Annotated in this window: 16 protein-coding genes; 10 read left to right on the forward strand and 6 right to left on the reverse strand. The window is 70.9% G+C overall.

What is annotated here, in order from left to right; all coding sequences use genetic code 11:
• Positions 1–35: 35 nt before the first annotated feature.
• Both EEJ42_RS43350 and EEJ42_RS43355 read right to left on the reverse strand, forming a co-directional pair.
• On the reverse strand, positions 36–1,556 hold the full coding sequence (locus EEJ42_RS43350) for a DUF1996 domain-containing protein (RefSeq protein ID WP_123107630.1): 1,521 nt from the start codon (positions 1,554–1,556) through the stop codon (positions 36–38).
• Between the two features lie 20 nt (positions 1,557–1,576).
• On the reverse strand, positions 1,577–2,113 hold the full coding sequence (locus tag EEJ42_RS43355) for a DUF4142 domain-containing protein (RefSeq protein WP_306664808.1): 537 nt from the start codon (positions 2,111–2,113) through the stop codon (positions 1,577–1,579).
• 954 nt (positions 2,114–3,067) lie between these two features.
• On the opposite strand from EEJ42_RS43355, the gene EEJ42_RS43365 reads away from it, so the two are divergent.
• The 8 genes from EEJ42_RS43365 to EEJ42_RS43400 all read left to right on the forward strand — a co-directional run bounded on the left by EEJ42_RS43365 (position 3,068) and on the right by EEJ42_RS43400 (position 12,043).
• Positions 3,068–3,670 (forward strand): hypothetical protein, encoded by a 603-nt coding sequence (locus EEJ42_RS43365; protein ID WP_123107633.1) that lies wholly within the window; start codon positions 3,068–3,070, stop codon positions 3,668–3,670.
• 121 nt (positions 3,671–3,791) lie between these two features.
• Positions 3,792–4,877 (forward strand): LacI family DNA-binding transcriptional regulator, encoded by a 1,086-nt coding sequence (locus EEJ42_RS43370; protein WP_123107634.1) that lies wholly within the window; start codon positions 3,792–3,794, stop codon positions 4,875–4,877.
• Between the two features lie 120 nt (positions 4,878–4,997).
• Entirely contained in the window at positions 4,998–6,347 is a 1,350-nt protein-coding gene (locus EEJ42_RS43375) for an ABC transporter substrate-binding protein (RefSeq protein WP_123107635.1), read from the forward strand.
• A 65-nt stretch (positions 6,348–6,412) separates the two neighbouring features.
• A complete protein-coding gene (locus tag EEJ42_RS43380) occupies positions 6,413–7,375 on the forward strand; it encodes a carbohydrate ABC transporter permease (RefSeq protein WP_009712831.1) in 963 nt (320 codons plus the stop codon).
• Positions 7,372–8,262 carry a carbohydrate ABC transporter permease gene (locus EEJ42_RS43385; protein ID WP_184503547.1) on the forward strand — a complete coding sequence of 297 codons (891 nt, stop codon included), beginning with the start codon at positions 7,372–7,374 and terminating at the stop codon, positions 8,260–8,262. Before EEJ42_RS43380 ends, EEJ42_RS43385 begins: the two co-directional genes overlap by 4 nt.
• A gap of 47 nt (positions 8,263–8,309) precedes the next feature.
• Positions 8,310–9,290 (forward strand): hydroxyacid dehydrogenase, encoded by a 981-nt coding sequence (locus EEJ42_RS43390; protein ID WP_123107644.1) that lies wholly within the window; start codon positions 8,310–8,312, stop codon positions 9,288–9,290.
• 42 nt (positions 9,291–9,332) lie between these two features.
• Complete coding sequence (locus EEJ42_RS43395; protein WP_123107636.1) at positions 9,333–11,288, forward strand: DUF2264 domain-containing protein; 1,956 nt, start codon at positions 9,333–9,335, stop codon at positions 11,286–11,288.
• The gene (locus EEJ42_RS43400; RefSeq protein WP_123107637.1) at positions 11,285–12,043 is read left to right on the forward strand and encodes a sugar phosphate isomerase/epimerase family protein; all 759 of its coding nucleotides are present in this window, start codon (positions 11,285–11,287) and stop codon (positions 12,041–12,043) included. Before EEJ42_RS43395 ends, EEJ42_RS43400 begins: the two co-directional genes overlap by 4 nt.
• Before the next feature lie 28 nt (positions 12,044–12,071).
• On the opposite strand, the gene EEJ42_RS43405 is transcribed toward EEJ42_RS43400, so the two are convergent.
• The gene (locus EEJ42_RS43405) at positions 12,072–12,608 is read right to left on the reverse strand and encodes a hypothetical protein (protein WP_123107638.1); all 537 of its coding nucleotides are present in this window, start codon (positions 12,606–12,608) and stop codon (positions 12,072–12,074) included.
• A 315-nt stretch (positions 12,609–12,923) separates the two neighbouring features.
• Between EEJ42_RS43405 and EEJ42_RS43410 the strand changes: the two genes are divergently transcribed.
• On the forward strand, positions 12,924–14,405 hold the full coding sequence (locus tag EEJ42_RS43410; protein WP_123107639.1) for an NCS1 family nucleobase:cation symporter-1: 1,482 nt from the start codon (positions 12,924–12,926) through the stop codon (positions 14,403–14,405).
• Positions 14,406–14,534: 129 nt separating this feature from the next.
• Positions 14,535–15,533, forward strand: a complete 999-nt coding sequence (locus tag EEJ42_RS43415; RefSeq protein ID WP_123107640.1) for a pirin family protein — start codon at positions 14,535–14,537, stop codon at positions 15,531–15,533.
• A gap of 141 nt (positions 15,534–15,674) precedes the next feature.
• Here the strand turns inward: EEJ42_RS43415 and EEJ42_RS43420 are convergent, their stop codons facing one another.
• From EEJ42_RS43420 to def, 3 genes are all read right to left on the reverse strand, one after another.
• Positions 15,675–16,433: a lysophospholipid acyltransferase family protein gene (locus tag EEJ42_RS43420; RefSeq protein WP_184503548.1), complete on the reverse strand. Its 759-nt coding sequence runs from the start codon at positions 16,431–16,433 to the stop codon at positions 15,675–15,677.
• A 74-nt stretch (positions 16,434–16,507) separates the two neighbouring features.
• Complete coding sequence (locus tag EEJ42_RS43425; RefSeq protein ID WP_123107641.1) at positions 16,508–17,266, reverse strand: GNAT family N-acetyltransferase; 759 nt, start codon at positions 17,264–17,266, stop codon at positions 16,508–16,510.
• A gap of 140 nt (positions 17,267–17,406) precedes the next feature.
• Positions 17,407–18,075, reverse strand: coding sequence for a peptide deformylase (def, locus tag EEJ42_RS43430; RefSeq protein ID WP_123107642.1), 669 nt, complete (start codon positions 18,073–18,075; stop codon positions 17,407–17,409).
• Positions 18,076–18,371: the final 296 nt, after the last annotated feature.

Raw genomic sequence — 18,371 nt, forward strand, 5'->3', positions numbered from 1 at the left:
CTTGCGGCCGGCGCGCGCCAGGTGATCACCTGTCATCAGTTTTTGCACTGCTGGCCGCTGTTGATGCAGTCCACAGCCTTCTTCATGAGCTCATCCGACATCACGTTGATGAAGTCGTCGTGGTCGGTGATGGGCTTGTGCAACTGCTCGGGGAAACCGTCCACCGCGAACGGGGTGTCACCCGGGTTCTCGTAGCTGATGGTGTTCACCAGCTGGGGGATGGCCTTGAAGCCCTGCGGGCAGGAGCCGTCCTCGTTGGCGTTGGCCACGTGGTCACGGTGGTTGGCGCTGTCGATGTTCTGGCCGTCCCAGCAACCCTGGAAGTCGAAGGTGCGCAGCAGGTCGCTGCCCTCGGGGCAGAGCGGGTACTTGTCCGTCAGCTGACGGTCCTCGAAGCCGGAGCAGCTCCAGGAGGCGTTGGCATTGGCATCGCCATTGGTGAAGGCCTTGGCGTCACCGGTGATGATCCGGAGAAACTTCGGCATGGCCTCGACCTTGCTCTGGGCGTTGCCCTTGAACTCGATCTTGGACTCCTTGGGAGTCAGGATCGTGCCGACGTTGCCTTCCTGGCCACCGCCGAGCTGGTTGGCGTCGGCCTCGTCCTTGCCGTCCTGGAGGCGGACCACCGGCCAGTAGTACGTCGACTTGTCGTCCTGGTTGGCGCAGGAGGTGCCCCCCTGCTCGAAGGTCTGGTTGTTGGCGAAGGCGTCGTTCTTGTCGCTGCCCACGTAGTCGTGCATGTGGTGGGCGCCGTTGGACACGCCGGGGGCGACGATGACGTTGTCGCTGTTGCGCAGGCCCGCCTCGCCGACGCCGCACTCCGAGGTGAAGGTGCCGGTCGAGCCGTTGCCGTTGGCCTGCGGGGCCTGCTCGGCGTTCGGCTGCACCTTGGTGATGTCGACGAAGTCGTCCTGCGCGGGGCCGTTGCCCGCCTGGCCGCCGGCGTTGCCGGGCACGTCGTTGGCGCCCTCGCCGCCCTGCTGCTGGCCGCCCTGGTCGCCGCCCTGCTGCTCGCCGCCCTGTTGCTGGTCGCCGCCTTGCTGCTGGTCGCCGCCCTGCTGCTGTTCACCGCCTTGCTGCTGGCCGTCCTGCTGGCCCGCCTGCTGCGCGACCTGCTGCATCTTGCATTCGCTCATGCCCTGGAGCTGGGAGTTCTCCCCACCGCCCTGGCCCATGGCCTGGCCCATCTGGCTGAGCGTCTGCTGGCGCTGGTCGTTGAGCTTGGTCAGGACTTCGTCGCCCGAGGCCTGGCCCTTGTTCATCTGCTGGTAGGCGGTGGCCACCTGGTTGTCCAGCTCGCCGAGGCCCTTGGCGACCTGGGCCTGGGAACCCTTCGGCACATCGCCGCTCAGCTTCTGGCTCACGTCGGGGCAGCTGATCGTGCCACCGGCGGATTTGGCGGATACGGCGCCACCTTGAGCGGAGGTGTTGTTGTCCCCGCTTGCTGATGCGTTGGCGGTGATGATCGCGGCCCCGCCGCCGCCCAGTGCCAGGGCGGCGACGATGGCGACCGTTTTGTTCTTGAACCGCCCGCGCTTGTGGGTCTGTTGCCTCATGAGATCACTTCACTTAGTCGTTAGAGGGCGTCGTAGTCGACAAGCCCGGTGTCCTCGAGGACCGTGATGTGGTCGAGAACGATGGTGTTGGCCCTGGTGGCCAGAGACCTGACCATGGAGTTCTTGCTCTGGGCACGAACCTGCGCCACCAGATTGAACACCTTCCCGTGGGCACTGCGCAGGAATTGCGCGAACAAACGCTCGAATTCTGCGCTGCTCGGTGCCTGGGACATCTCGTTCAGCCAGCCCTGCTGCTGGTCGTTGGGCTGGGTGGGCAGGCTGACGCCCAAGGCCTGGGCGACTTCGTTCGTACGGCGGTCGAGTTCGGTGTGGCCGTCGATGAGGTGCTGGCCCGCGGTCTTGACGGCCTCCGAGGTCCCGCGTTCCTTGCCCATCCGTCCGGAGGGGAGTTCCCAGAGGCCGGCGAGCTTGACCTTGCGTACGAAGTCCCGATCGGTCGGCGTGAGCGGTCCGTACTGGGTGGTGACCGTCCCGCCGCCATCGTCCGAGACACCGTTGGGCAGTACCGCGGCGCTGCTCGAGCTGAACAGGCTCACGGGGATGAGAATTGCCGCGAGCGTAACGGCGAGCGCACCAATGATGAGCCCGCTGCCGATCGTACGGCTGGATGCGATGGATCTGCTCAGGTTTGCTGATCGCACAGCGCCCTCCTTGCTTCGGAGTGACACCGGACGCTAGTGCCTGGTGTGGCACGGTCGTGGAGACCTCATCACTAGTGAATAAAGCCGGGACAGAGATCTCTACCCGTTGGTATCCTCCGCGCCCGCGCGTTGGAGGCGTGGATTCGCCCCCGGATATGCCGATTTCGGCGTCGCTCAAATTTTTTTCCGGCGGATTGAGCACGGCGGCGCGGCCGTACGTATGGCAGGGAGAACCCCCCGCCATCACCACGACCGGAAGGGCCCAAGCCGTGCGAGCGACCGCGATGAACCCGACGCCGGTGACCCGTGTTTCGCGAACCGTCCCGGGACACCGTTCTGCGCCGAAACCGCCGGTGCTGTCACTGGCCGGGGACCGGACCCCGACGCGACGGGAGCCCATGCCCCACGAGCCCGCCGAGGAGGGGACGGGCGCCGCGGTGGTCCGGCTGCTCCCGGGTGGCCGGGGTCTCCCGCCGGACGGTGACGGCGAAGGGGGTCCCGCCCCGGGTCGTCTCCCCTCTCCTTCTGTCCTCTCTATAGGAGAGGACCGTCAGTGGGGAGAGGCTCGGTATAGGGGACAGGGCCGTTATAGGGGACGGGGCCGTTATAGGGGAGAGGGCCGGGCCGGGCGGCCGCCCGGCGGCCCCGACGCCGCGTAGGCCGTACGCCCCCGCGCCCAGGTCTCCCCGCGCCGACGCCCGCTGACCGGCCATCATCGTCGGTTTCCTGACGTATGACCCTATGCCGAGCGGTTTTCGACCACCTCTGACCTGCTGATACGGCCCCACCACCGCGCAGGTAGCGTGTGCCCGGTCAGCCGGTCGTGCAGGGTGCAACAAGAGGTGGGACGTGGCCGCGGTGCGAGGGACGTTGTCGAAGCGGATGGCCCAGGCGCGGCGCGAGTTGCCCGGCCACTACGTCCATCTCTTCGACGGGCGGCCCGAAGTGGACATCTCCACCACCGAACTCCGCCCCGACCAGGCGATCCAGTTGGCCACCGCGTACGGCTACCGCCACCATCGCACCCGGGGCTCCAAGTCGCTCCGCTACCGCGTCTTCGTACCGGACCACGACGCCGGGGCGCAGCGGGAGGCGGTGCCGCCCGGCACCCCCTTCGAGGTGGCCGCCCGGCATCCGGCCTTCCACGACCGCAGCGCCCGGGCCGCCCGGAACCACGCCGAGATGATCGAGCGGGAGCGCAGCCCGGTCAAGCTGGTCCCGGCCATGGCGGTCGTGCCGTTCGTCGCCATCTGGCTGGTGGTGCAGCTGGTACTCACCGGCAAGCCGGTGCTGCTGGTGCCGATCGCCTTCTTCGTCTTCCTGGAAGTGGCGCTGATCGTGAGGGTCCGCGCCGGCCGGCGCAAGCAGCGTGTCCTGGAGGTGCAGGCCGAGTGGCTGATGCGCCGCTTCCCCCCTGACGGCTTCCCCGACGGCTTCCCGCCCGGCGTGTGACGACGCCCCGCTGCCCCTGATCGAATGATCGCTACTATGGCGGTGTTCAGCGGATAACGAAAAGCCGATCGCGTCGACGCACAGTCCGGCCGTACGCGTCCGGCGAGACGGGCGGTAGGACATGCGGGAGTCGGCGCGGAAGCGACAGGCGCGGATCACGGACCTGGTGGAGGCTCGGGGCATCGCGCGGATCACCGATCTCGCGGATGAGCTGGGGGTTTCCGTCGTCACCGTACGGCGGGACGTCGAGGAGCTGGCCCGCCGCGGCGAGGTACGCCGCGGTCACGGGGTGGCCCGCTCGCTCCAGCCGAGGGCCCCGGAATCCACCGCGACCGGCGACACCGTCGGCATGGTGATCCCGGAGCGCAACACTTATCTGACCGAAGCCGTGCAGGCGGCCCGGGAGGTCGCCGAGAAGGCGGGGCTGCGGCTCGCGCTGCACATCGCGGCCGACGAGCCCGACGCCGAGCGCACCGCGGTGCGCTCGGCGCTGGAGGCGGGCGCGCGCGGCCTGGTGCTCTCGCCGCACTGGCGCACGTCGGCCGAGGCGGCGCGGGATCATTCCTGGCTGCGCGCCCTGGACGTCCCCGTGGTGCTGATGGAGCGCCGCCCCGAGCGCGGCAGCTCCCTGTACGAGCTGGACTGTGTGCGCTCGGACCACGCGTACGGGGTGTATCTGGCGCTGGGGCATCTGACCTCCCTCGGCCACCGGCGCATCGTGCTGGCCGCGCGCGACGACAGCCCGACAGCCAGGGTGATCCGGTCGGAGTTCGCCGAGCAGACGGCGGCCCGGGGCATCGCCGAGGGCTGCCCGACCATCCTCAGCTCGCGCACCGCGGGCCCCGATCCGCGTGCCGACGATGCGCGGGCGGCCGACCTGGCGGAGACGCTGCGCGGGGCCGGGGCCACCGCGGCGCTGATCCATGGCGACATGGAAGCGCTGGTGCTGGTCCAGCGGCTGCGGGAGGCCGGGGTCGAGGTGCCGCGGGACTGCTCGGTGGTCGCGTACAACGACGTGGTGGCCGACATGGGCCAGATCGCGCTGACGGCCGTCGCCCCGCCGAAGGCGGAGGTGGGCAGGGCCGCCCTCGGGCTGCTGCTCCGGCAGCTCGACCACGCCCGGGAGGGCCGGTGGCCGGGCGCCGCCCGCCACCTGGAGCTGCTGCCCGGTCTGGTGGCCCGGGATTCGACGGTCCCGCTCGCCTGATCCGAGCGTCCGATCGTTTGACCGCTTTGGTTTCTTCTGTTCGATGTATTGACGGTATTTCCGTCAAGCGATCAGGATTCCCCCTGACTCCACCGCTCCACCGCGAACAGGGGAGGGTCCATGCCTGGTCACAGACGCCCAGGACGCCCGGCTACCGGACGCCGTGCGACAGCCGGAACAACGGCACTGCTCACACTGCTCGCCCTCCTGCTGACCGGTTGCTCCGGCGGCGGCGGAGCGGACACCGCCAAGGACGGCCCCGTCCGCCTCACCTTCTGGTCCGCGCTGCGCGGCAGTCAGGAGGTGGTGGACGAGTTCAACCGCACCCACACCAACATCAAGGTCGACTTCGCGCAGGTCCCCTCGGGGGAGCAGGGCGGCTGGGCCAAGCTCAGCAACGCCGCCCGAGCGGGCAACGCCCCCGATGTGGCCACCATCGAATACCCCCAGCTGCCCGGCTTCACGATCGACGGGGTGCCCCGGGACATCAGCAAGCTGCTGCCCGACTCGGTGCGCCGCAAGATCCTGCCGCAGGCGCTGGACCTCACCACCTTCGACGGGCGCACCTACGCCGTGCCGGTGGACATCGAGCCGATGGTCTTCCTGTACCGCAAGGACATCTTCGCCAAGAACCACATCGCGGTCCCCAAGACCTGGGCGGAGTTCGAGAGTTCGGCCCGCAAGCTCAAGAAGAAGGCGCCCCGTTCCCGCATCGCCAGCCTCTTCACCACCGGCGGCACCCTGTACATGGCCGCGTACGCCTGGCAGGCCGGGGCCACGTGGTACGACACCTCCGGCGACACCTGGCGCGTGTCCATGGACGACGCCCCCACCCGCAAGGTCGCGGACTACTGGCAGGGCCTGAAGGACGACGACCTGGTGCGCGTGGAGCCCGGGTCCAGCCAGCAGTGGCGGGCCCATCTGCGCAGCGGTGAGACGGCCGGTTATCTGGCGGGCGCCTGGGCCGCGGGCTCGATGATGGCGTCCACCCCCGACGGCAAGGGTAAGTGGGCCATCGCGCCGGTGCCGCAGTGGGACGCGGCCAAGCCGAAGGTGAGCACCCAGGGCGGCTCGACGTTCATGGTCACGAAGGACAGCAACCATCCCAAGGAGGCCATGGAGTTCATCTCCTGGATGGTGACCAGCCCCGACGCCCTGCGTGCCAAGCTCGCCAGCGGTGTCAGCAGCGCCTTCCCGTCCGTGCCCGGCCTGGTCCCGGTCGCCCGCAAGGAGATGGACACCAGCTACTTCTCCGGCCAGGACATCTTCGGCCTCTTCGATGAGCAGGCCAAGCTGATCGCCCCCACCTGGCAGTGGGGACCGCGGATGGTGTCGACGACCACCTCCGGTGACGACGGGCTCGCCAAGGCCGGTGCCGGGAGCGGCAGTGTCCTGGAAGCCCTGCGCGATGCCCAGAGCCGGACGATGCCCGACCTGAAGAGCCTCGGCCTGTCGGTCACCACCCGCTGAGCCCCGTCACCTCCGCCGCGTCTCGCCGAGCCGGCTTCCTCTTTCACCGTGAGCCGAGGTATCCCGTGAGTACCGTCATCTCCTCGAAACGGACGGCGCCGCCACCGGCGGCCGCCGCCGAACCGCCCTCCAGAACCGGCCGGCGCCAGCAGCGGATCGCCGCCGCCGTGCTGCTGACCCCCTTCACGGCCCTGCTCGTGGCCGTGTTCCTGGTCCCCGTCGGGTACGCCATCTACCTCAGCTTCTTCGGCGAGGACCACGAGGGGCTCGGCTTCGGCGGCGGGCGTACCGTCTTCACCGGACTGCGCAGCTATCTCGCGGTGCTCCAGGACCCGAGCTTCCTCACCGGGTTCGGCACCATCGCCCTGTACTGCGTGATCTTCGTTCCGCTCGTGGTCCTCAGCGCCCTCGCGATCGCCCTGCTGCTGGACTCGGGCCTGGTCCGGCTGCGGCGGACCGCGCAGATGCTGCTCTACTTGCCGCACGCCGTGCCCGGCATCATCGCGGCCGTCCTCTGGCTGTACCTCTACACCCCCGGGCTCAGCCCGATCATCAAGGTCTTCGCCCAGGCCGACATCACCATCGACTTCCTCGGCCTGCACACCGTGCTCCCGTCGATCGTCAACATCGCCCTGTGGAGCGGACTCGGCTACAACATGATCATCTTCTATGCCGCGCTCCAGGCGCTGCCGCGCGAGGTGATCGAGGCCGCGACCATCGACGGCGCGGGCGGTATCCGCACCGCGCTCCAGGTCAAGGTGCCCATCATCCGCGGCTCCCTGGTGATGGTGTGCATGTTCTCCCTGATCGGCGCGCTCCAGCTGTTCACCGAGCCCATGCTGATGAACCAGGCCACCCCGATGGTCAACTCCCGCTTCACCCCGAACATGTACATCTACGACGCGGCCTTCCGCCGCAACAACTACGGACTCGCCTCCGCGGCCTCGGTCATCCTCCTGATCGTCACCTGCGCCCTGTCGTACGCCGTGACGCGCTGGTCGGGCCGCCGGGAACGGAGCGCGCGATGACCACCACCACGCCGAACAGCACCCTGCGCACCACCCCCGGATCCGGTGTCCGGTCCCGGCTGACCAGCCGCGGTGTGGCCAACGCCGTCGTCCTGATCGCGGCGCTCTACACCATGCTGCCCGCCCTGTGGCTGCTGCTGGCGTCCACCAAGAACGCCGACGCCCTCTTCGGCAGCGACATCCTCTCCTTCGGCAACTTCTCCTTCGCCAGCAACCTCTCCGACCTGTTCTCCATGGATGGCGGGCTGTACGGCGAGTGGTACGTCAACAGCCTGCTGTACGCGGTCGTCGGCGCCCTGACCGGCTCGCTGATCAGCGTGGCCGCGGGCTACGCGTTCGACAAGTACGAGTTCCGGCACAAGGAGAAGCTGTTCGCCCTCGTGCTCACCGGCGTCATGGTGCCGCCCACCGTCCTCGCCCTGCCGCTCTACCTGGTGGCCTCCGGCGTCGGCATGGTGAACACCTTCTGGGCGGTCTTCATCCCCGTCCTCTTCAACCCGTTCGGCGTCTACCTCGCCCGCCTGCTCAGCAGCGGCTACGTACCGAACGAGGTGCTGGAGGCGTCCCGGGTCGACGGCGCGGGTGAACTCCAGACCTATGTGCGCGTCAGCCTGCGCATGCTCGGCCCCGGCTTCGTCACCGTCTTCCTGTTCCAGCTCACGGCCATCTGGAACAACTTCTTCCTTCCCATGGTGATGCTCTCCGACCAGCATCTGTATCCGCTCAGCCTCGGCCTCTACACCTGGAACAGCTCCGCCACCGTGTCGCCCGAGTACTACCCGCTGGTCGTCATCGGCTCGCTGCTCGCCGTCGTACCGCTGATCGTCGCGTTCGTGATGCTCCAGCGCTACTGGAAGTCCGGACTGACCGCAGGGAGTGTCAAGTGATCGCATCGCAGCCGCCGTCCCGTCCCCGCCCGCGCGCCGCCCTGGCCATGGCGGCGCGCACCGCCCGCCAGGTGCTCGGCTCCGGCGCGCTGGACCGGCTCACCGCACTCCTCGACCTCGATCCGCAGCTCGTCCTCGACGACTTCACCACCCCCGCCGCGCGCCGCGCCCTCGCCGACGCCGAACTCCTCGTCACCGGCTGGGGCTGCCCGCCCCTCGACGACCGTGCCCTGGACGCCGCGCCCCGGCTCCGCGCCGTCGTCCACACCGCCGGGACGGTACGCCACCACATCACCGACGCCTGCTGGGAGCGCGGCATCGCGGTCTCCTCGGCGGCCGCGGCCAACGCCGTACCCGTCGCCGAGTACACCCTCGCCATGATCCTGCTCTCCAACAAGCGCGTCCTCGCCATGGCCCGCGACTACCGCACCGAACGGCGCGCCATCGACTGGAGCGGCCGCTACCCGGACGCGGGCAACTACCGCAGAACGGTCGGCATCCTCAGTGCCTCGGAAATCGGCCGCCGGGTGATCGCCCTGCTGGAGCCCTACGACCTCGACGTCCAGCTGTACGACCCGTACGTCACGGCGCAGGACGCCCGGGAGCTGGGCGTACGGCAGGTGGGCCTGCGGGAGCTGTTCGCCACCAGCGACATCGTCAGCGTGCACACCCCCCTGCTGCCCGCCACCCGCGGCCTGGTCGGCCGGGAGCTGCTGGCCGCCATGCCGGACGGCGCCACCCTGATCAACACCGCGCGGGGGGCGGTGCTGGACCAGGCGGCGCTGACCGACGAGGTGGTGGCGGGACGCCTCCACGCCGTCCTCGACGTCACCGTGCCGGAGGTCCTGCCGGCCGAGTCGCCGCTGTACACCTGCGACAACGTGCTCCTCACCCCGCACATCGCCGGATCGAAGAGCGGTGAGCTGCGGCGGCTGGCCGACCTCGCGATCGGCGAGGTCGAAAACTACGTGGCCGGACGGGACTTCGCCCACCCCGTCCGCCACGAACGGCTGGACCGCTCCGCCTAGCCCCTCTGTACGGCCGCCCCGGACAAGGAGACCCACCCCCACATGTTCGTACTCGACCTCCCCGAAGACGATCGCTCCCTCAGCCCGCACACCGGATACACCCGCGCCCACTGGGAAGCCACCGCCGACGGACTGCTGCGGGCCGCGCTCCGCTTCGCCACCCCCCACCACGCGCTGCTCGACCTGCCGGGGCCGCCGTCCCAGTCCGGTGTCCGCTCCGACGGGCTCGAAGGGTTCGCCCGCACCTTCCTGCTCGCCGCGCTCCGCGGCGCCGGAGCCTACGGCAAGGACCCGAACGGCTTCCTGGAGCGCTACACCGAGGGGATCGACCACGGCACCCGCACCCCCGGGCGGGACGACGCCGAGTCCTGGCCGCTCATCGGACACCACGGGGTGCAGGGGCAGCCCATGGTGGAGTCCGCCTCCATCGCGCTCGGGCTGCGCCTGACCGCGCCCTGGACCTGGGACGCGCTGACCCCCGACGCCCGGGACCGCACCGAGGAGTGGCTGCGCGGCGCGCTGCGCCACGCGCCCGCTCCCAACAACTGGTACCTCTTCCAGCTCACCGTCGCCGGCTTCCTCGAATCCGTCGGACGCGGCGACGCCGAAACGGCCCGCGCCATCGACCGCCCACTCGGCCTGCTGGACGGCTGGTACCAGGGGCAGGGCTGGTACTCCGACGGCGACGGGCGCGCCTTCGACCACTACAACGGCTGGGCGCTGCACATGTATCCGCTGCTGCACGCCCATCTCGCCGAGGACCGCGCCCTCCTGGACCGCCTCGGCCCCCGCCTCGAGGAGTTCCTCGACGGCTTCGCGCTGCTCTTCGACGCGAACGGCGCGCCCATCCACCACGGGCGCTCCCTCACCTACCGCTTCGCCGCCGGAGCCGCCGTGGCGCTCGGCGCGCTCACCGGCCACACCCCGCTCGCACCCGGCACCACCCGCCGCCTGCTCAGCGGCGCGCTCCGCCACTTCCTCGACCGCGGCGCCCTCAGCGCGGACGGCATCCTCGGCCTCGGCTGGTACGGGCCGCACGCCCCGACCGTGCAGCGCTACTCCGGACCCGCCTCGCCCTACTGGGCGTCGAAGGGCTTCCTCGGCCTGCTGCTCCCGGCCGACCACCCCGTGTGGACCGCCCCCGAGGAGCCCGCCCCCGTCGAAGGGCCCGACCGGGCGCTCGCGCTGCCCGCCCCCGGGCTGCTCGTCCAGACCACCGCGAGCGACGGCCTGGTGCGGCTGCACAACCACGGCAGCTGCAAGGTGCGCCCCTGGGAGGCGGAGCGGCCACCCGCCGAACCCCTCTACGGGCGGCTCGCCTACTCCACCCGCACCGGCCCCACCAGCGCCGACAACATCCCCGACAACCACATCGCCCTCCAGGTGCGCGGCGTGCGCAGCGACCGGCTGCGCATCGAGCCGCTCGCCGCGGGCCCCGACTGGCTGGCCTCCTCCCACACCCCGCTCTTCCCGCCCGGCGGCCCCGTCCTGCCCGCGGCGCGCCTGGACAGCCTGACCCTGGTGCGCGGCAGGCTCGAACTGCGGGTCCACCGCACCGTGAACATCCCGGCCGGGACCACCGTCCACCACACCGGCTGGGCCGTCGCGCTGCCCCCGGGCACGGCCACCGAGACCGACGCCACCGACGGGGCACCCGAAGTGTCGCTCGCCGGGGCGGAGGTCACCGGCCAGCTCCTCGGCCTGCACGGCTGGGACACCTCCCGTACGGTACGGGCGCCCCGGGGCACCGCGTACGGGACCTGGGCCCTGGTCCCCGAACTGACCGGCACCGTCGGCGAGGACCCGTCCGGCACCCTCTTCGCCGCGCTCGCCTCGCTCACCGGCGACCCCGGACCGGCCCCGCTCACCGGGCTCGCCGCGGTCGACGTCAGCGGACACACCGTCACCGTGCGCTGGCCCGACGGCACTCGTACCGTCGTGGACTTCGGCGACGGGGGCGCGGACAGCGTCCCCACCGTGAGGGAGGAGACCGCGTGAGCCGGCTGGGCATCTGCTCGGTCACCCTTCGCCACCTCGACCCGGCCGCGGTGATCTCCGCCGTGGCCGGTGCGGGCCTGGAGTGCGTCGAATGGGGTGGCGACGTCCATGTGCCCCCGGGCGACGAGGCCGCCGCCCGGGCGGTGCGCGCGGCCACCCTGGACGCGGGGCTCGCCGTCGCCTCGTACGGCTCGTACTACCGCGCCGGGCACACCGACCCGGGGGAGTTCGACGCCGTGCTGCGCTCGGCCGTGGCCCTCGGGGCGCCCCGGGTGCGGATCTGGGCAGGCGTCACGGGCACCGACGCGACACCGCCCGAACGGCGCCGGGCGGTGGTCGAGGACACCCGGCGCGCCGCGGCGCTCGCGGCGGACGCGGGTGTGGAGCTCGCCTACGAGTTCCACCGCAACACGCTCACCGACGGCGCCGCGCACACCCTCCGCCTGCTCGACGAGGTGGACCGCGCCGAGGTGCGCACGTACTGGCAGCCGCCGGTCGACCTGCCCGACGCGGAGGCGCTGACCGGGCTCGATGTGCTCGGTGGCCGGGTCGCCGCCGTCCACGCCTTCTCCTGGTGGCCCGGCACCACCCGGCTGCCGCTGACCGCGCGGGCCCCGCTGTGGCGCCGTGCGTTCGAGCGGCTGAGCACCGAGGGCGCCGCGCCCCTGGACGTGTTGCTGGAATTCGTCCCCGGGGACGACGAGCGGCTGCTGCCGCGGGAGGCGGCGACGCTCCGGGCCCTCGCCGCCGTGTGACCTACGCGGGCCGGGTGCGGGCGGCGGATCAGCCCGCACCCGGTGAGGACGCCGCCCCCGGTGAAGACGCGGCACCCGGTGAGGAGCCGAACGCGCCGTTCTCCTCGATGGTGCCGCCGAACTCGCTCCGGAACGTCTTCATGTTCTTCGTCGGCGACGACGACAGTGCCCAGCGGTTGCCGACCAGATAGACACCGCCATACATCTGCGCGGTCTCCAGCCAGTCGCGCTGCGCCTTCATGCTGATGAAGTCGAGGAAGAGGAATTTCCCCTTGGAGTTGCGGCAGACCGCCTGCCGGTAGTCGTCCACCTCGGTGGTGAAGTCCGGCTTGCAGCCCGCGGACTTCGCCAGCTGTTCCACCCGCGCGGGTTTGGGCGCGGCGCTCGCCTCGCCGCCCGGCCCCGCCGTCGCACTCTTGCCACCCTTGCCGCCCGTCCTGGCGTCCGTCGAACCGCCGCCGTCGCCGCAGCCGGCGGCCAGCAGCACGCTCGCCACCGCCAGCACCGGAGCGATGCGCCGACCGGGGCGGCGCCGCGTTCTGACCGGGTGGGGTGAAGCTTCCATCAGGCTCCCTCTCGTTCTGGTTCGGCCGGGGCGTGCGCACACCCCTGCGTACCTCACGCCCAGGGGTACGGGCGAGCGGAAGCGGTTGTTCAGTGCGCCGTACCCATTGACACCTGACGTCCAGCAGGTATGTTCTGGCCATCAAAAAACGACTTCCGGATTACGGAAAGTAGTTTCCGCCTTCCCGGAGCGTGTGAGGAGGACGGCGCCGAGGTGATCCTCCCGACCCGGATCCGCAACGTCCCCGAAATCGCGGCACACCACCCTCGGTGAACCGCCCGACGAAGAACTCCCGCTCGTCCCCCGGAGCGCCCGATGACCTCACCGACGCCAGGGCCCGCCCGGCCCGACCCCCGCCTCTACAACGAAGACCTCGCCCCCGCGGCAGAGCGCAAGTGGGGCACGTACAGCATCTTCGCGCTGTGGATGTCCGACACCCACGCGATCAGCAACTACGCCTTCGCCGCCAGCCTCTTCGTCCTCGGCCTGCCCACCTGGCAGGTCTTCCTCTCCCTGCTGGCCGGCATCTCGATCGTCCACTGGTTCATGAACCGCATGGGGCACGCGGGCCACCGCACCGGCGTCCCCTTCCCGGTCCTGGCCCGTGCGAGCTGGGGTGTGTACGGGGCCAACATCCCCGCGCTGATACGGGCGGTGATGGCCGTCGCCTGGTACGGCATCCAGACCTGGCTGGCCTCCGAGGCCGTCGTGCTGCTGGGTATCCAGGTCGCCCCCGGCCTCGCCGCGTACGACCACAACTCCTTCCTCGGCCTCTCCACGCTCGGCTGGATCGCCTTCCTTCTGATGTGGGCGCTTCAGGCGGTGCTGCTCACGCGCGGCATGGAATTCATCCGCAAGGTGCAGGACTTCGCGACCGGCCCGGTCGTCTGGCTGGTCATGCTGGCGCTCGCCCTCTGGCTGGTGGTCAAGGCGGGCGGCGACATCTCGCTCACCGCGAGCCTCACCGGCCTCAGCGGGGGCGAGCAACTGCACCAGAGCCTGATCGCGGTCAGCCTGACGGTGGCCACCTTCCTCACCCTGGTGCTGAACTACGCCGACTTCGCCCGCTTCACCCCCGACCACCGCTCCTACCGGCGCGGCAACCTGCTGGGGCTGCCGGTGAACTTCACCGCCTTCGCCCTCGTCTCGGTGCTGATGACGGCGGGCACCATCTCCGTGTTCGGGGAGGCGATCTCCGACCCGGTGCAGGTCATCGCGAAGATCGACAACCCGGTGGTCACGATCGTCGGCGCGATCTCCTTCGTCATCGCCACCGTGGGCATCAACGTCGTCGCCAACTTCGTGTCCCCCGCGTACGACTTCGCCAACCTCGCCCCCAAGTACCTGAACTTCAAGCGCGGCGGCATGCTCACGGCGGTCCTCGCGGTCGTCGTCATGCCGTGGAAGCTCTACTCCAACCCCGTCGTCATCCAGTACTTCCTGGGCGCCCTCGGCGCCTTCCTCGGCCCGCTGGTCGCGATCCTGCTCGTCGACTACTACTTCGTACGGCGCGGGCACATCGACATCGACGCGCTCTTCTCCGCCGACGAGGCGGGGGAGTACCACTACCGCAAGGGCTTCAACCCGGAGGCGATCATCGCCTTCGTCCCCGCGGCGGCCGTCGCCGCGGTCCTCGCCCTGGCGAAGGCGTTCAAGGACGTCGCCCCGTTCTCCTGGGTCTTCGGCCTGGCCGTGGCCGGGGCGATCTACTACCTGCGCACCGGGAAGGCCCGCAAGAGCGGCGAGCCGATGGCGGACGGGCTGATCCGGTCGCAGTCCGTGAAGAGCGCGGCCTGACGCGTTACCGGGGGCGCGGCGGCGTGGCGTGATGCGGCGCGGTGTGCGGGAATGCATCGAGATGGTTTAGCGTTCAACCAGACATCGGTGGCCGACCGACCGCTGAGCACCCGTAGGGAGGAGAGCGTCATGCCCGCCGTGACCGTCGAGAGCACCGTGCAGCTGCCCCACGTCCCCGTGCCCGACCCGCAGACCGCCCCGCCGCGCCCGGTCCGCTCGGTGACCGGCGCACCGCGGGGCTTCGAGGGGGAGGGCTTCCCGGTCCACCGGGCCTTCGCCGGGGCCTCGCTGCGCGATCTCGACCCGTTCATCCACATGGATCAGATGGGCGAGGTGGAGTACGCCCCGGGCGAGCCCAAGGGCACCCCGTGGCACCCGCACCGCGGCTTCGAGACCGTCACCTACATCATCGACGGCCAGATGGAGCACCAGGACTCCAACGGCGGCGGAGGGCTGATCGCCGACGGCGCCACCCAGTGGATGACCGCCGGTGGCGGCATCCTGCACATCGAGACGCCCCCGGAGCACCTGGTGGTCTCCGGCGGCCTCTTTCACGGCATCCAGCTGTGGGTGAACCTGCCCCGCGCCAACAAGTGGAACCCGCCGCAGTACCAGTCCATCGAGGGCCCGCAGGCCGCGCTGCTCTCCTCGCCGGACGGCGGGGCGCTGGTGCGCGTCATCGCCGGAGAGGTGGCCGGGCACCGGGGGCCGGGCGGCACCTTCACCCCGATCACCATGATCCACGCCACCCTCGGCCCGGGCGCCCGGCTCGATCTGCCCTGGCACCCCGACTTCAACGCGCTCGTCTACTCCCTGTCCGGACGCGGCACGGTCGGCGCCGAACAGCGCCCGTTGGATGCGCACGAGTTGGCCGTCTTCGGTCAGGGCGGCTCCCTGAGCGTCGCCGCCACCGAGCGCCCGGACAGCCGCACCCCCAACCTCGACGTGCTGATCCTCGGCGGTCGGCCGATCCGCGAGCCCGTCGCGCACTACGGCCCGTTCGTGATGAACACCAAGGCCGAGATCGCCCAGGCGGTCGAGGATTTCCAGAGCGGACGGCTCGGCGTGATCCCGGCCGGGCGGATCCCGCACACCGGTGGTGACGGCGGCGGCGCGGAGCGGAACTAGCGCCGGGGACGTACGGTGTCCGCAGTGTGGCTGACACCGTACGTCATCTGTCAGCTGTCATCTGCTCCTTGTCGCATGTCAGTTGACAGCCGTCAGCCCTCAGCTGTCATCCGTCAGCCCTCAGCCGTCGGCTGTCATCCGTCAGCCGTGAGCCGTCAGCTGCGTACCGCACACCGTCGCCTGCGCCCGGGCGGCCAGGGTGCGCCGGTCGTCGATCCCGCGCGCGGGCGGCAGCGGCGGGTGCGTGTGCACCCGCACCGTGAGCCCGGTGGCGCTGGCCACGCGGCGCAGCGAGGTCCCGAAGTCGTCCTCGCCGACGAAGGCGGCCACCGTGGTCGGTGCGCCGTGCTGGACGTAGTCCAGCGACACCGGCCGCACCGGGGCGCCCGCGTCGAGCGCCGCCTGGAAGGTGGCCCGCCGGAAGCTGCCGCCCGTCCCGGCGCACCAGGTGACGCCCTGCGGGAAGACCATCACCGACTGGCCGGAGCGCAGCCGATCGGCCATCTCCCGGACGCTGCCGGGCAGTTGGCGCAGGGAGCCGCGGTCGATGAACATCGTGCCCGCCCGCTTCGCCAGCGGGCCGACCACCGGCCAGGTGCCCACCTCCCGCTTGGCCAGCATGACCACCGGCTCGACGGCGAGCAGCGCGATGATGTCGAGCCAGGAGATGTGGTTCGCCACCACCAGGGTGCCGGTGCGGCCCGGGGCGCTGAGCGTGCGGCCGCCCGCCACCTCGAGCCGGATGTCCAGCGCGTCCAGCATCGCCGCGGCGGTCGAGCGCAGCGCTTCCGGGTCGCCGATGCGTTCGCCCCGGATCAGCGCGCTCATGATCGCCCGGCTGAACGCCGCGTAACGGCGGGCGATCCGGGTGGCGGGCAGCCGGTCCGCGGCGTGTGACACACAGCTGGGGGAGCACGGCGACCAGGCCGCCCACGCGTGCGCCGGAAGGTTCGCGTTGACGCTCACCGGCACGGTCACCGGGACTCGCCGAGGAAGTAGCGGCGGTAGCGGTCGTTCATCCGCTCCGTGTCCAGCAGGACGAAGAAGTCGGCGTCGTTGAAGCTCCGGTCGTGCTGCGGGGAGCCGCACATCCAGGCGCCGACCCGCAGATAGCCGCGGAGCAGCGGCGGCAGTTCGGCGTAGCTGGGGCGGGCGTCCAGCGTCTGCGTCGGAACCCACGGGTCGAGCGGGTGGACCCGCAGCTCGGGCGGGGCGGCGTGCTTGGTGGTGCCCAGCAGCCAGGCGTTCGACGCGGCCTGCTCGCCGTCGCCGAGCGGGACCGAGGCGCATCCCGCGAGGTAGCGGTGGCCGGACAGCAGGACGTAGCGGGCGAGACCGGCCCACATCAGGTTGATGACCGCGCCGGAGCGGTGATCGGGGTGCACACAGGCCCGGCCCGCCTCGACCATCGAGGAGCGCACGTCCTCGGGAAGCCCCCGCAGATCGAATTCGGTGTCGGAGTAGAGCCGCTCGCTGCGCCCCGGGGGCAGCAGCCGGTAGGTGCCGACCACGGTGTCCGTCGCGGTGTCCGTGACGATCAGGTGGTCCATGACGTCGTCGAACTCGTCCACGTCACGGCCCGGGAAGGGTGAGGTGAGCACCCCGCCCCGTTCTTCGCCGAACACCTGGTAGCGCAGTCGCTGCGCGGCGTGGATCTGCTCCTCGGTATGGGCGATGGAGGTGACGTACGAGCTCGTGGAGGCCGCAGCCGGGGACGTCGTGAGCACGGACATTCCTGTTCTCCGTTCAGGGGACCGTCAGGAGCGGTGACGACACCACTCTTGCTCCGGCTCCGAACGGCACAGTGTCCGCGTGGTGATTCGACGACTGCCAGCCGATGACGAAAACATGCCGCAGGTCGAACGGCGGGGTGTTATGGAGCGCCGTGTGGCCCCCGGGCCCCGCGATCCCCGGGGAGCGGGAAGCCGAGTGCCCGGGCCGCGGCGGTCGGGGTGGGCTGCGACCAGTGGTCGGCGACGGCCTGTGCGGACGAGAGGGAGCGAGTTTCGGCCAGATCCAGATAGAGCACCCCGTCCAGATGATCCGTCTCGTGCTGGACGATCCGGGCGGGCCATCCGGTGAACTCCTCGTCCAGCTCGCGCCCCGTCTCGTCCTGCCCGCGCAGCCGGACCCGCTCGGGCCTGCTGACCACGGCCTGCCAGCCGGGGACGCTCAGACACCCCTCGAAGAACGCGGCCCGGGCGTCGCCGACCGGTTCGTACGACGGATTCACCAGCACCCGGTACGGCTGCGGCACCCGGCCGCGCGCCTCGCGCACCTCGGCCGCCACCTCGGCCGGGTCCTCGATCACCGCGAGCCGCAGCGGCACGCCGATCTGCGGAGCGGCCAGCCCCACCCCGGGGGCGTTGTGCATCGTCTCGCGCATCGCCCGCAGCAGCCGGTCCAACTGGGCGTCGGGCAGCTGGCCGTCGTAGGGGAGGGCCGCTTCCCGCAGGACGGGGAGACCGGCGGAGACGATGGGGAGCGGACGGCAGCCGTCGAGCAGCTCTTCGACCAGCTCGGACAGGGAGGTGGTGGGCATGGGGACAGCCTGACAAGGAGGCCGGGCGGAGGCAATCCATCGGCGGGCGGCGGTCCCCGGGCGCCTCCGCCCGATGCTCACGATCGGACAAACGGTGAACCCGATGCGGGCGCGCTCCGTACCCGCCCGTGAGCCGCCGGGGAATCCCACGCCTCCGCGGCTCGTCCGGGTCCTCCCGAGACTCGGTTCGCTGCCGCTCCGCGGTGTCTGTCCCCGTTTGTGCACGGCGGAGCGGCAGCCCCGGCCAGCTCCCGGCCGGAGGCGAACCGCCGGCGGCCGCGGAGGCCCTGACCTCC

Source organism: Streptomyces botrytidirepellens (assembly GCF_003721215.1).
In the GTDB taxonomy this organism is placed as follows: domain Bacteria; phylum Actinomycetota; class Actinomycetes; order Streptomycetales; family Streptomycetaceae; genus Streptomyces; species Streptomyces himastatinicus.